The 13724-nt window shown below is 70.4% G+C and carries 5 protein-coding genes, 1 tRNA gene and 1 rRNA gene; 6 read left to right on the forward strand and 1 reads right to left on the reverse strand.

Going from position 1 to position 13724, the window contains the following annotated elements:
• Positions 1 to 188 precede the first annotated feature (188 nt).
• The 3 genes from rrf to ACZ4U4_RS04405 all read left to right on the forward strand — a co-directional run bounded on the left by rrf (position 189) and on the right by ACZ4U4_RS04405 (position 1265).
• Positions 189 to 305: ribosomal RNA gene (gene rrf, locus ACZ4U4_RS04395) — 5S ribosomal RNA — on the forward strand.
• 126 nt (positions 306 to 431) lie between these two features.
• The gene (locus ACZ4U4_RS04400) at positions 432 to 1109 is read left to right on the forward strand and encodes a DegT/DnrJ/EryC1/StrS family aminotransferase (protein WP_467868948.1); all 678 of its coding nucleotides are present in this window, start codon (positions 432 to 434) and stop codon (positions 1107 to 1109) included.
• A gap of 83 nt (positions 1110 to 1192) precedes the next feature.
• Positions 1193 to 1265 (forward strand) — tRNA-Thr (locus ACZ4U4_RS04405).
• 106 nt (positions 1266 to 1371) lie between these two features.
• Here ACZ4U4_RS04405 and ACZ4U4_RS04410 read toward each other — a convergent pair.
• A complete protein-coding gene (locus ACZ4U4_RS04410; RefSeq protein ID WP_467868949.1) occupies positions 1372 to 4020 on the reverse strand; it encodes a SpoIIE family protein phosphatase in 2649 nt (882 codons plus the stop codon).
• 286 nt (positions 4021 to 4306) lie between these two features.
• Here ACZ4U4_RS04410 and ACZ4U4_RS04415 point away from each other — a divergent pair, with 286 nt between their 5' ends.
• The 3 genes from ACZ4U4_RS04415 to ACZ4U4_RS04425 all read left to right on the forward strand — a co-directional run bounded on the left by ACZ4U4_RS04415 (position 4307) and on the right by ACZ4U4_RS04425 (position 13625).
• The gene (locus ACZ4U4_RS04415) at positions 4307 to 9802 is read left to right on the forward strand and encodes a HAMP domain-containing protein (RefSeq protein WP_467868950.1); all 5496 of its coding nucleotides are present in this window, start codon (positions 4307 to 4309) and stop codon (positions 9800 to 9802) included.
• A gap of 284 nt (positions 9803 to 10086) precedes the next feature.
• Positions 10087 to 10740 (forward strand): response regulator, encoded by a 654-nt coding sequence (locus tag ACZ4U4_RS04420; protein WP_030289359.1) that lies wholly within the window; start codon positions 10087 to 10089, stop codon positions 10738 to 10740.
• 137 nt (positions 10741 to 10877) lie between these two features.
• The gene (locus ACZ4U4_RS04425; protein WP_467868951.1) at positions 10878 to 13625 is read left to right on the forward strand and encodes a DNA translocase FtsK; all 2748 of its coding nucleotides are present in this window, start codon (positions 10878 to 10880) and stop codon (positions 13623 to 13625) included.
• Positions 13626 to 13724 lie beyond the last annotated feature (99 nt).

A 13724-nucleotide genomic window follows, 5' to 3' on the forward strand; every position in this document is an offset into this window, starting at 1 on the left:
GGTTGATAGGCCAGATATGGAAGCGCCGTAAGGTGTGGAGTTGACTGGTACTAATAGGCCGAGGGCTTGTCCTCAGTTGCTCGCGTCCACTGTGTGGTTCCCGGGTTGCGAACAGTCGCAATCGCTGGTTGAACCAAGTTTCACCTTTTAATTGAAGAGTGTGCTTGTTCGCTAGAACCCGATAGGGTTTCGGTGGTCATTGCGTTAGGGAAACGCCCGGTTACATTCCGAACCCGGAAGCTAAGCCTTTCAGCGCCGATGGTACTGCAGAGGGGACTCTGTGGGAGAGTAGGACGCCGCCGAACAAATTTTACGCTCCGGCCCCCGGAAACCAGTGATGGTTTCCGGGGGCCGGAGCATTTTTGCGTTCGGTCATAGGTGGCCGTGTGGGCGTAACGCCGTGTTCACCTCGCGTGGTCAGGATCCGCGGCATGGGGACTGTGGAGACGCTCAAGTCGGCCGGGGTGCGCGCCGGTGACGAGGTCGTGGTGCCGGCGTACGGCAACGCCGAAGTGGCCGAGGCGGTGGTGGAGTTGGGTGCGCTGCCCGTCTTCGCCGACGTCGACGGAGAGAGCTACTGCCTCGATCCCGCCGCGGTGTCCGACGTGGTGACGCACCGTACCGCCGCCGTCGTCGCGATACACCGCTTCGGGCGGCGGGCCGACGACGGCTGGATACGGGAACTGGGGCGACGGCACGGACTGTTGGTGCTGGTGGTGGACGAGCCGGGGGCGGCGTCGGAAGGGGCCGAGCGCCGGCGGGCGCACGCGGCGTACCTCGACGGACGGCTCAAGGGGGTGGAGACGCCGGCGCCCGCCGCGGGGCACACCTATGAGCAGTACGTGGTGCGGGTCCCAGGAAACGGCCGCCCGGACCGGGATGCGTTCGCCAGGGCGTTGCGGGCCAAGGGCGTCGGCTGCCGGATACCCGTATCGGCGCCCGTGTACCGGATGCCGGGGCTGCGGCGGGACGTTTTCCTGCCGCAGACCGAGCGGGCCGTGGACGAGACGCTGGCGTTGCCGCTGCGGGCGGGAATGGAACGGCGGGAATTGCAGCGGATGGTGGGCGCCTGCAATGCGCTCGGGGGGTTGCTGCAGCCCGCGATGTGACGGGGCGACGGGCGGTTCGCGGAGTGATCCGTGCGCGATTCGGAGCTTCGGCGCAGGTCATGTATGATCTATTCCGCTGGCTCGCCCCAATAGCTCAGTCGGCAGAGCGTCTCCATGGTAAGGAGAAGGTCTACGGTTCGATTCCGTATTGGGGCTCAGAAGAAAAGGCCCCCGCCATCTTGGCGGGGGCCTTTTTGCATGTGGTGGACAGGAGGAGCGTCTCTTTCCCGCCGGGGCACCGGGCGGGAAAGAGACGGCCGCTCTACTGCTGTGCGGTGGGGATTTCGGGGACGCGCATCGCGAGGATTGCCATGTCGTCCGAGGCCGGTTCGGCCGCGAAACGCTCCACGGCGCGCAGGACCCGGGTGGCGACCGCGCCCGCCGTCAGGCCCGTACACGTCGTCAGGACATCGGTGAGGCCGTCGTCGCCGAGCATGCGGGTGCCCTCGCGGCGCTCGGTGACGCCGTCGGTGACGCAGAGGAGGACATCGCCCGGGTCGAGGGTGACGGTCTGTTCGTACAGCTCCAGGTCGTCCATGACGCCGAGGAGGGGCTGGGGTTCGGCGGCCGGTTCGACCGAGCCGTCCTGGCGGAGGCGGAGCGGCAGCGGATGGCCGGCGCAGACGACCTTCAGCAGGGCGCTGCCGTCCTCCTGCGGCCACAGTTCGCCGTAGAGGAGCGTCAGGAAACGGCTGCGGGCGCCCTCGTCGAGGATCGCGGCGTTGAGGCGCTCCAGGACGGCGGGGCCGCCGAAGCCCTCGCGGGCCAGGAGGCGCAGGGCGTGCCGGGCCAGGCCCGTGACGGCGGCGGCCTCGGGGCCGGTGCCGCAGACGTCGCCGATGGCGAAGCCGTACGCGCCGTCGCGGATCGGGAAGAGGTCGTAGAAGTCGCCGCCGACCTCGTTGCCCTCACCGGCGGCGCGGTAGATGACCTCGACCTCGACGTTGGGGACGTCCGGCAGTTCCGGGGGGAGGAGGCTGCGCTGGAGGGACTGGCTGATGGCGGTGCGCTCGGAGTACAGGCGGGCGTTGTCGAGGGCGAGCGCGGCGCGGCGGGAGAGGTCCTCGGCCAGCTCCAGGATCTCCTGGCGGAAGTGCTCCTCGGTCGGCTTGCCCAGGGTGAGCATGCCGATGACGCGGTTGCGGGCCACCAGCGGCAGGACGACGGTCTCGCCGCCGACCGCGGAGGCGGTGGCGAGGGAGGCGCCGGGGCCCGTGGAGGGCCGTGCGGAATCGCCGAGGCCCAGGCTGCGCAGGGAGGTGCGCAGCGCGGCGTCGTGTGCGGCGTCGGTGGGGGCGGTCCACACCCGGGCGCCCGGGGTGGGCACCGGCTCCGGCGGGTCGACCTTCAGCAGCAGGGTCTTGAGGCCGTCGATGCGGTCCTCGTCCTCGTGCAGGACGTAGGACAGCTCGGGCTCGGACGCCTGGTCGGCGACGGTGTAGACGGCGCACCAGGTGGCGAGGGTGGGGACCGTCATCTGGGCCATCAGCGCCAGCGTCTGGTCGCGGTCGAGGGTGCCGGCGAGCAGGTCGGACGCCTCGACGAGGAAGGAGAGGGAGCCGCGGCGGAGCTTTTCCAGCTCGGTCAGGCGGGCCCGTTCGACGGCGAGGGCGATGCGGTCGGCGGCGAACTGCAGATGCAGCGCCTCTTCGTTGGTGTAGCGGCCGGCGCTCTCCGCGGCGACGCCGAGCGAGCCGGTCAGGCGGCCCTCGACCTTCAGCGGGACGGTGACGACGGAGCGCATGCCCGTGTCGTTGAGAAGGGGGACGGCGCCGGGGACGGCGGTGAGGTCTTCGTGGACGGACGGCATCCGGGCGGAGCCGTAGCGGCCCGAGCCGGTCTCGACGGGGACGCGGGCGAAGCGCTGGCGGGCGGAGGGCAGGCCGGTGGAGGCGCGGACCTCCAGCTCCGTCTCGTCGTCGGTGGCGAGCAGCAGGTAGGCGGCGTCGCCGTCGAGCATGTCGCGGGCCCGCTCGACGGTGCGCTGGAGCAGGCCGTCGAGGTCGTCGGGGGCGGGGGAGCCGATGAAGACCTCGAACGGGTCGGACGGGCGGCCGTCGGCCCGGGAGGTCTGCGAGGCGGCGTCCGGTGCGGGGGTGCGGGTCGGGCTCTGCAGGACGGCGCGTTCGTGGTCGCGGACGAGGAGGCAGACGGTGGACGCCTCGCCGTCGGCGTCGCGGACCCGCAGGTGGGAGGCGTAGACGGGCAGGACGCGGCCGTCGGCGCCACGGACGCCGTACGAGCCCTCCCAGCGGGAGAGGCGCAGGGCCTCGGCGATGCCGGTGCCGGTGCCGGGGGTGTGCGGCCAGGCGGCGATGTCGGTGAGGGGCTTGCCGACGACCTGCTCGGCGTCGTAGCCGAAGAGGCCGGTGGCGTCGTCGTTCCAGGCGCTGATGGAGCCGGTGCGGTCGATCTGGACGACGGCGACGCGGACGCGGTGGTCGGCGACGGGCAGGGCGTCGACGGGGAGCGCGGGGCCGGCGGCGCGGGTGCCCGCCGGGCGCTCGGGCAGGTCGAGGCGGAACCAGACGTATTTGCGGTCGGGGGAGTACTCGACGCCCCAGCGGGCGGCGAGCGCGCCGCACAGGAGCAGTCCGCGGCCGCCCTCGCGGTCGGGGTGGACCAGGACGCGGCCGGTGTTCTGGAGCGGGATCTCGCGCTCGGGGTAGCGGTCGGCGACGGAGATGCGGACGCCGCTCTCCTCGCGCAGGCACAGGACGTCGGCGGCGGTGCCGGCGTGCACGACGGCGTTGGTGACCAGTTCACTGGTAAGGACGACGGCGTCGTCGACGATGTCGCCGTATCCCCAGCCCTGGAGGGTGTCGCGGACGAACGCACGGGCCTGGGCGACCGAGCGCCCGACCGGCTCGAAGGTGGCGGCGGCCCGCGCGGTGATCACTGGTCTCCTCATGCGTGTGTCGGTGATCTGGTCCCCCATACCTGCGGCGCCCCTCCGATTACCTGTCGTGCGTGTGCCACCGTCTCGGGCGGGAAGCCGTGCGGGTGGACAGCCCGGTGCCAGGTTACTTACCTTCGCCGCGGCTGCGGATGCCGGTCACGGGTGATTCCGCCCCGATCGTGCCCAGGGACGGTATGCGATGCTGCCGAACTGTTATGGCCTGGTTGGGCCATGGTGAAACACTGGGCAGGCATCAGGAGAAAGCCCGGGAACGGTCGACCCTTTCGGGAGGGACACGGTGGAGTCTGGCGCAGCGGCGCGGGGCGCAGGCACGCGCGCGAAAGGCGGACGATCCCGGAACAGCGGGACGACCGAGGTGGACACGGCGGCGCTGAACCGGCTGCTGGTCGCCCTGGCCGCCATGCGGGACGGCAACTTCCGCAAGCGGCTCACGGTCTCCGGCGACGGGGTCATGGCCGAGATCGCGGCGGTGTTCAACGAGGCAGCGGACCGCAATCTGCATCTGACGGGCGAGCTGGCCCGGGTGCGCCGGGTCGTCGGACGTGAGGGAAAGCTCACGGAGCGGCTGGAGGTCGGCGCCTGCGAGGGGTCCTGGGCGGCGGCGATCGACGCGTCCAACGCGCTCGTCGACGATCTCGTACGGCCCGTCTCCGAGGTGGGCCGGGTGCTGTCGGCGGTGTCCGAGGGCGATCTGGAGCAGCGGATGGATCTGCGCTCGCGCAGTTCGGACAGCTCCTCGGAGCATCCGCTGCGCGGGGAGTTCCTGAAGGTCGGGCGGACGGTCAACGGTCTGGTCGACCAGTTGTCGGCGTTCACCGACGAGGTCACGCGGGTGGCCAGTGAGGTCGGTACGGAGGGCAAGCTCGGCGGTCAGGCGCGGGTGCGCGGGATGTCGGGCTCCTGGAAGGACCTCACCGAGTCCGTCAACACGATGGCGGCGCGGCTGACCGCGCAGGTGCGTGACATTGCTCTCGTCACCACGGCGGTGGCCAAGGGTGACCTCTCGCGGAAGGTCACCGTCCACGTCGAGGGCGAGATGCTGGAGCTGAAGAACACCGTCAACACGATGGTGGACCAGCTCTCGTCGTTCGCCTCCGAGGTGACGCGCGTCGCCCGCGAGGTCGGCACCGAGGGGGAGCTGGGCGGTCAGGCCCAGGTGCCCGGTGTCGCCGGGGTGTGGAAGGACCTCACCGACTCCGTCAACCTGATGGCGGGCAACCTCACGGCGCAGGTGCGGGGGATCGCGCAGGTCACCACGGCGGTCGCCAACGGCGATCTGTCGCAGCGGGTCACGGTCAGTGCGCGCGGTGAGGTGGCGCAGCTCGCCGACACGATGAACACCATGACGGAGACGCTGCGGACCTTCGCGGACGAAGTGACGCGGGTGGCGAACGAGGTCGGGGCCGAGGGACAGCTCGGCGGGCAGGCGCAGGTGCCGGGCGCCGCCGGCACCTGGAAGGACCTGACGGACTCGGTCAACACGGCGTTCCGCAACCTCACCGCGCAGGTGCGGGACATCGCTCAGGTGACGACGGCGGTGGCCAACGGTGACCTGTCGCAGACGGTCACGGTCGATGTCGCCGGTGAGATGCTGGAGTTGAAGAACACCGTCAACACGATGGTGGGGCAGCTCTCCGCGTTCGGTGCGGAAGTCACGCGGGTGGCGCGGGAGATCGGCGTCGAGGGTGAGCTGGGCGGTCAGGCGGCGGTGCCGGGCGCGGCGGGCACCTGGAAGGACCTCACCGACTCGGTGAACACCGCGTTCCGCAACCTGACGGGACAGGTCCGCAACATCGCGCAGGTGACGACCGCCGTCGCCAACGGCGACCTCTCGCAGAAGGTGACCGTCGACGTCTCCGGCGAGATGCTCCAGCTGAAGAACACCGTGAACACCATGGTGGATCAGTTGTCGTCCTTCGCCGACCAGGTCACGCGGATGGCCCGGGACGTGGGGACGGAGGGCCGTCTCGGCGGTCAGGCGCGGGTGGACGGCGTCAGCGGCACCTGGAAGGAGCTGACCGACTCCGTCAACTTCATGGCGGGGAACCTCACCTCGCAGGTGCGGCAGATCGCGCAGGTGACGACGGCGGTGGCGCGCGGCGACCTGTCGCAGAAGATCGATGTGGACGCGCGCGGCGAGATCCTGGAGCTGAAGAACACCATCAACACGATGGTCGACCAGCTCTCCGCCTTCGCCGAGCAGGTCACCCGTGTCGCCCGGGAGGTCGGTACCGACGGTCGGCTGGGCGGTCAGGCGCAGGTGCCGGGCGTCGCCGGGGTGTGGCGGGATCTGACGGACTCGGTGAACGGCATGGCCGGGAACCTCACCGCGCAGGTCCGCAACATCGCGCAGGTCGCGACGGCGGTCGCCCGCGGTGACCTGTCGCAGAAGATCGACGCGGATGCCCGGGGCGAGATCCTGGAACTGAAGAACACGCTGAACACGATGGTGGACCAGCTGTCGTCGTTCGCGGACCAGGTGACCCGGGTGGCCCGGGAGGTCGGCACCGAGGGCATCCTCGGCGGCCAGGCCGAGGTGCAGGGCGTCAGCGGTACGTGGAAGGACCTCACCCAGTCCGTCAACGGCATGGCGAACAACCTGACCTCGCAGGTGCGCAACATCGCCGAGGTGACGACGGCGGTGGCCGACGGCGATCTGTCGAAGAAGATCACCGTCGACGCCAAGGGCGAGATCCTCGAACTGGTCACCACCGTCAACACGATGGTCGATCAGCTCTCGTCCTTCGCGGAGCAGGTCACGCGGGTCGCCCGTGAGGTGGGTACCGAGGGGCAGCTCGGCGGGCAGGCGCGGGTGCCGGGCGCCACCGGCATCTGGCTGGACCTCACCGACAACGTCAACCTGATGGCCAACAACCTGACGATCCAGGTGCGGAACATCTCGCAGGTCGCGGCGGCGGTCGCCAACGGTGATCTGACGAAGAAGGTCACGGTCGAGGCGCGCGGTGAGGTCGCGCAGCTCGCCGACACCGTCAACACCATGGTCACCACCCTCTCGTCGTTCGCCGACGAGGTGACGCGGGTGGCGCGTGAGGTGGGCACCGACGGCATCCTGGGCGGCCAGGCGCGGGTGCCCGGTGTCGCGGGGACGTGGAAGGACCTCACGGAGTCGGTGAACTCCATGGCCAACAACCTCACCGGCCAGGTCCGCAACATCGCGATGGTCACCACCGCCATCGCCAAGGGCGATCTGACCAAGAAGATCGACATCGATGCGCGCGGCGAGATCCTCGCGCTGAAGACCACCATCAACACCATGGTCGACCAGCTGTCGTCCTTCGCCGAGCAGGTCACCAGGGTGGCCCGGGAGGTGGGTACGGAAGGTCAGCTGGGCGGTCAGGCGCAGGTGCGGGGCGTGGCCGGCACCTGGAAGGACCTGACCGAGTCGGTGAACGAGATGGCGGGCAATCTCACCCGTCAGGTGCGGGCCATCGCCGCGGTCGCCGCGGCGGTCACCCTCGGCGACCACAACGTCCGTATCGACGTCGACGCGGCGGGCGAGATCCTGGAGCTCCAGGACAACGTCAACACCATGATCTCCACGCTCCGCGAGACCACGCTCGCCAACGAGGAGCAGGACTGGCTCAAGGGCAACCTCGCCCGGATCTCCGGTCTGATGCAGGGCAGGCGGGACCTCAAGGACGTCGCCACGCTCATCATGAGCGAGCTGTCGCCCGCGGTCTCCGCCCAGCACGGCGCGTTCTTCCTCGCCGCCCGGCCCGACGGCCAGGAGCTGGGCGCCGACGGCGGTGAGCGCGGCGCGTACGAGCTGCGGCTGATGGGGTCGTACGGCTACGCGATGGGGACGATGCCGACGACGTTCAAGCCGGGCGAGACACTGATCGGGACGGCTGCCGAGGAGGGCCGCACGATCCTGGTGGAGAACGTGCCCTCCGGCTATCTGAAGATCGCATCCGGTCTCGGGGAGGCGCCCCCGGCGAACGTGATCGTGCTGCCGGTGCTCTTCGAGGACAAGGTGCTGGGCGTGATCGAGCTGGCGTCGTTCCAGCCGTTCACCCAGATCCAGAAGGACTTCCTCAGCCAGATCGCCGAGATGATCGCGACAAGTGTCAACACCATCTCGGTCAACACCAAGACGGAGGTGCTGCTCCAGCAGTCGCAGGAGCTGACCGAGCAGCTGAAGGAGCGTTCCGCCGAGCTGGAGAGCCGGCAGCGGGCGCTGGAGCTGTCCAACTCCGAGCTGGAGGAGAAGGCCGAGCAGCTGCGGGCGCAGAACCGCGACATCGAGGTGAAGAACACCGAGATCGAGGAGGCGCGGCAGGTTCTGGAGGAGCGCGCCGAGCAGCTCGCGGTCTCGATGCGCTACAAGTCGGAGTTCCTGGCGAACATGTCGCACGAGCTGCGGACGCCGCTCAACTCCCTGCTGATTCTCGCCAAGTTGCTGGCCGACAACGCCGAGGGGAACCTCTCCCCGAAGCAGGTGGAGTTCGCCGAGACGATCCACGGGGCGGGCAGCGATCTGCTCCAGCTGATCAACGACATCCTCGACCTGTCGAAGGTCGAGGCGGGCAAGATGGACGTCTCGCCGACGCGGATCGCGCTGGTCCAGCTCGTCGACTACGTCGAGGCGACGTTCCGGCCGCTGACCGCGGAGAAGGGCCTGGAGTTCGCCGTCCGGGTCTCGCCGGATCTGCCCGCCACCCTGCACACCGACGAGCAGCGGCTGCTGCAGGTGCTGCGCAATCTGCTGTCGAACGCGGTGAAGTTCACCGACAGCGGCAACGTCGAACTGGTCATCCGGCCGGCCGGGTCGGACGTCCCGGTGGCCATCCGCGAGCAGCTCCTCGAACACGGTTCGCTGCGTGACCCGGACGCCGAGATGATCGCCTTCTCGGTGACCGACACCGGTATCGGCATCGCGTCCAGCAAGATGCGGGTGATCTTCGAGGCGTTCAAGCAGGCGGACGGCACGACCAGCCGGAAGTACGGCGGTACGGGCCTGGGCCTGTCGATCAGCCGGGAGATCGCGCGGCTGCTGGGCGGCGAGATCCACGCCGCGAGCGAACCGGGCCGCGGCTCGACGTTCACGCTGTACCTGCCGCAGAACCCGGGCGGGCTGCCGCCGCAGGGCTACCCGGCGCTGGTGGCCGGGGGCCTGGCGATGGACGCCGAGGCGCGCGAGACGGAGGTCGGGCGGCAGGCGGCCGAGGAGGCGGCGCGGGTGGCCGAGGAGCAGGCGTCGGTGGGCGCGCTGAGCCGCCGGCGCCGGCGCGGGCTGACCGGCGGCGCACGCCGACCGGCGCTGCCCGCCCCGCAGCGGCCCGAGAGCGCCGCGCCCGAGCCGCCGGTACGGCAGCCGGAGGAGCACTGGCTCGGCAACGGCCAGGATCTGGTGGAGCCGGCCGCGAGCGGCGGCTTCCACGGTGAGAAGGTGCTCATCGTCGACGACGACATCCGGAACGTCTTCGCGCTGACCAGCGTCCTGGAGCAGCACGGTCTGTCGGTGCTCTACGCGGAGAACGGCCGGGAGGGCATCGAGGTCCTGGAGCAGCACGACGACGTCGTCCTGGTACTGATGGACATCATGATGCCGGAGATGGACGGCTACGCCACGACGGCGGCGATTCGGAGGATGCCGCAGTTCGCGGGGTTGCCGATCATCGCGCTGACCGCCAAGGCGATGAAGGGCGACCGGGAGAAGAGCATCGAGTCCGGCGCCTCGGACTACGTCACCAAGCCCGTCGACACCGACCATCTGTTGTCGGTCATGGAGCAATGGATGCGCGCGAGGTGACGGAGCGTCCAGTATGGAAGCGGAAGAGGATCACCGGGTGCTGAGGCACGGTGGCCGCGGGCGTGGCGCGACGCACGGCGGGGGAACCTTCCGGCCCCCTCCGGCGTTTCCGCTACGTACACGGTGACATCGCGGTGACAGGGTGTGGCGACGAGCGGGGTGCAGCTACGATGACCGGCACAAGGACGGGCGGCATGACGGAGTCGCCCCTTGGGGCGGCGTCCGGTTCTTCCCCAAGTCCTTCGGACAGGGGAGGCCCCATGCCGGGGCGAGGAGGTCGGGCCATGGTGCAGAAGGCCAAGATCCTCCTGGTCGATGACCGGCCGGAGAATCTGCTGGCGCTGGAGGCGATCCTCTCCGCGCTCGATCAGACGCTGGTGCGGGCATCGTCCGGGGAGGAAGCGCTCAAGGCGCTGCTCACGGATGATTTCGCGGTGATCCTGCTCGATGTGCAGATGCCGGGGATGGACGGTTTCGAGACCGCGGCGCACATCAAGCGCCGCGAGCGCACCCGTGACATCCCGATCATCTTCCTGACCGCGATCAACCACGGTCCGCACCACACCTTCCGGGGCTATGCCGCCGGTGCGGTGGACTACATCTCCAAGCCGTTCGACCCGTGGGTGCTGCGCGCGAAGGTCTCGGTCTTCGTCGAGCTGTACATGAAGAACTGCCAACTGCGGGAGCAGGCGTCGCTGTTGCGCCTCCAGCTGGAGGGCGGCCGGGTCGACGAGGCGAAGGAGTCGGCCGGGCTGCTCGCGGAGCTGTCGGCGCGGCTCGCGGCGGTCGAGGAGCAGGCGGAGGCGCTGTCCAAGCAGCTGGACGAGTCGGCGGACGCGGCGGCGGTGGCGACCGCCGCCCATCTGGAGCGGAAGCTGACCGGGCTGCGGCGGGCGCTGGATGCGCTGGAGCCGGGCGCGGGCGGCTCCGCGGGATGACCGCCACGCCGCCGCCGTTCGGCTGACGACGGCTCACGTACCGCGGGGGACACCCACCCTGACATTCCGGTACGACACGTTCGGGTGAAGCGCCGTGCGCTCGTGTCTGCTCCGGCGGCGCCTGTAATCTCGTCACCATGGCCTCACGTACGTCCGGCAAGGGAACCCCACGCACGGCGGGCCCCTCGAAGCAGCGCGCCGGAGCGTCCGAGGGCGCCGCCAAGAAGACCGCCGCGAAGAAGACGGCGGCGCGCAAGCCGCCGGCGAAGAAGACCGCCGCGAAGGCGCCGCCCCGCAAGGCACCCGCCAAGCGGGCCCCGGCGAAGAAGGCGCCGCCGAAACCCGCACCGTCCCCGACCGGTGGCATCGTCCGTCTGCTGCGGGGCTGCGGCCGGGCGTGCGGGGTGGTCTTCCGCGGTATGGGCCGCGGCGCGAAGAACCTCGACCCGGCACACCGCAAGGACGGCCTCGGGCTGCTGCTGCTCGGCATCGCCCTGGTCGTCGCGGCCGGTACCTGGTCCAACCTCAGCGGTCCGGTCGGCGATCTCGTCGAGCTGCTGGTGACCGGCGCGTTCGGGCGGCTCGACCTGGTCGTGCCGATCCTGCTGGCCGGGATCTCCATCCGGCTGATCCGCCACCCCGAGCAGCCCGAGGCCAACGGCCGGATCGTGATCGGGCTCTCCGCGCTGGTCATCGGCGTCCTGGGACAGGTCGCGATCGCCTGCGGGTCGCCGGGGCGGGACGACACCGCGGGCGTGCGGGACGCGGGCGGCTATGTCGGCTGGGCGGTCTCCAAGCCCCTGATCTTCACCCTCGGGCAGATGCTGGCGGTGGCGCTGCTGGTGCTGCTGACGGTGTTCGGCCTGCTGGTCGTCACGGCCACCCCGGTCAACGCCATCCCGCAGCGGCTGCGCGCGCTCGGCGCCCGGCTCGGGGTGCTGGAGACCGGGCCGGAGGCGGAGTGGGTGGACTGGGCCGACGACGAGGAGGAGTGGGAGGAGCGCCCGGCGCGCCGCTCGCGCCGGTCCACCGCCGCGGAGGCGGGCGACCCGGACGCGCTGGAGGCGGAGGCGCTGGCCGGGCGGCGCCGCTCCCGCAAGGAGCCGGCGGCGCCCGCCGTGGCGCGGCCCAAGGACGCGGTGGACGTCGCGGCGGAGGCCGCGGCGGCGCTGGACGGCGCGGTGCTGCACGGCGTCCAGCCCTCCCCGATCGTCGCCGGTCTCAGCAGCAGCATCTCCGGCGAGCGCCGGGGCGGCGGCGAGGGGAGCGCCCCGTCCGGCGCGGTGCCCTCCGCCCGCGCCGCGCAGCCGCCGGCGGACGAACCGTCGTCGGTGCCGGACTTCACCAAGACGCCGAAGGAGCCGGACGGTGCGCTGCCCGCCCGCGCGGAGCAGCTGCAGCTGGCGGGCGACATCACCTACTCGCTGCCCTCGCTGGACCTGCTCGCCCGGGGCGGTCCGGGCAAGACCCGCAGCGCCGCCAACGACGCGATAGTGGCCGCGCTGACCAACGTCTTCCAGGAGTTCAAGGTCGACGCGGCGGTCACCGGCTTCACCCGCGGGCCGACGGTCACCCGGTACGAGGTCGAGCTGGGCCCGGCGGTCAAGGTCGAGAAGATCACCGCGCTGGCGAAGAACATCGCGTACGCGGTGGCCAGCCCGGATGTGCGGATCATCAGCCCGATCCCCGGCAAGTCCGCGGTCGGCATCGAGATCCCCAACACCGACCGCGAGATGGTCAACCTCGGCGATGTGCTGCGGCTGGCCGACGCGGCGGGCGACGAGCATCCGATGCTGGTGGCGCTCGGCAAGGACGTCGAGGGCGGCTACGTCATGGCCAACATGGCGAAGATGCCGCACATCCTCGTCGCCGGTGCCACCGGTTCCGGTAAGTCCTCCTGCATCAACTGTCTGATCACCTCGGTGATGGTCCGGGCCACCCCGGAGGACGTGCGGATGGTGCTGGTCGACCCCAAGCGCGTAGAGCTGACCGCGTACGAGGGCATCCCGCACCTGATCACGCCGATCATCACCAACCCGAAGCGGGCGGCCGAGGCGCTGCAGTGGGTCGTGCGCGAGATGGATCTGCGCTACGACGACCTCGCGGCGTACGGCTACCGCCACATCGACGACTTCAACGAGGCGGTCCGGGCCGGCAAGGTCAAGCCGCCCGAGGGCAGCGAGCGCGAGCTGGCGCCGTATCCGTATCTGCTGGTCATCGTGGACGAGCTGGCGGACCTGATGATGGTGGCGCCGCGGGACGTCGAGGATGCGATCGTCCGGATCACGCAGCTGGCGCGGGCGGCCGGTATCCACCTGGTGCTCGCCACCCAGCGGCCGTCGGTCGACGTCGTCACGGGTCTGATCAAGGCGAACGTCCCCTCCCGGCTCGCCTTCGCCACGTCCTCGCTCGCCGACAGCCGGGTCATCCTCGATCAGCCGGGCGCCGAGAAGCTGATCGGCAAGGGCGACGGCCTCTTCCTGCCGATGGGCGCCAACAAACCGGTCCGGATGCAGGGCGCGTTCGTCACCGAGGCCGAAGTGGCCGCGGTGGTGCAGCACTGCAAGGATCAGATGGCGCCGGTCTTCCGCGACGACGTGACGGTCGGCGGCAAGCAGAAGAAGGAGATCGACGAGGACATCGGCGACGACCTCGACCTGCTGTGCCAGGCCGCGGAGCTGGTGGTCTCGACGCAGTTCGGCTCCACCTCCATGCTCCAGCGCAAGCTGCGGGTGGGCTTCGCCAAGGCGGGCCGGCTGATGGACCTGATGGAGTCGCGGAACATCGTCGGGCCGAGCGAGGGCTCCAAGGCCCGCGACGTCCTGGTGAAGCCGGACGAGCTGGACGGAGTGCTCGGAGTTATCCGGGGGGAGGCTTCCGGGTAGAAAAAACCCGGGCATTCACCCGTACGAGTCATGCGTGCGGGCGCCAAAGCAACCGTTTCTCCTGCCGATACGTCAAGTTGAGGGAGGTGAGGGAACGAT

This window comes from Streptomyces sp. NPDC029159 (assembly GCF_055564055.1).

Coding starts and splice junctions, on each gene's coding strand:
- ACZ4U4_RS04400 (WP_467868948.1), top strand. CDS start 432: ATGGGGACTGTGGAGACGCTCAAGTCGGCCGGGGTGCGCGCCGGTGAC.
- ACZ4U4_RS04425 (WP_467868951.1), top strand. CDS start 10,878: ATGGCCTCACGTACGTCCGGCAAGGGAACCCCACGCACGGCGGGCCCC.
- ACZ4U4_RS04410 (WP_467868949.1), bottom strand. CDS start 4,020: ATGAGGAGACCAGTGATCACCGCGCGGGCCGCCGCCACCTTCGAGCCG.
- ACZ4U4_RS04420 (WP_030289359.1), top strand. CDS start 10,087: ATGGTGCAGAAGGCCAAGATCCTCCTGGTCGATGACCGGCCGGAGAAT.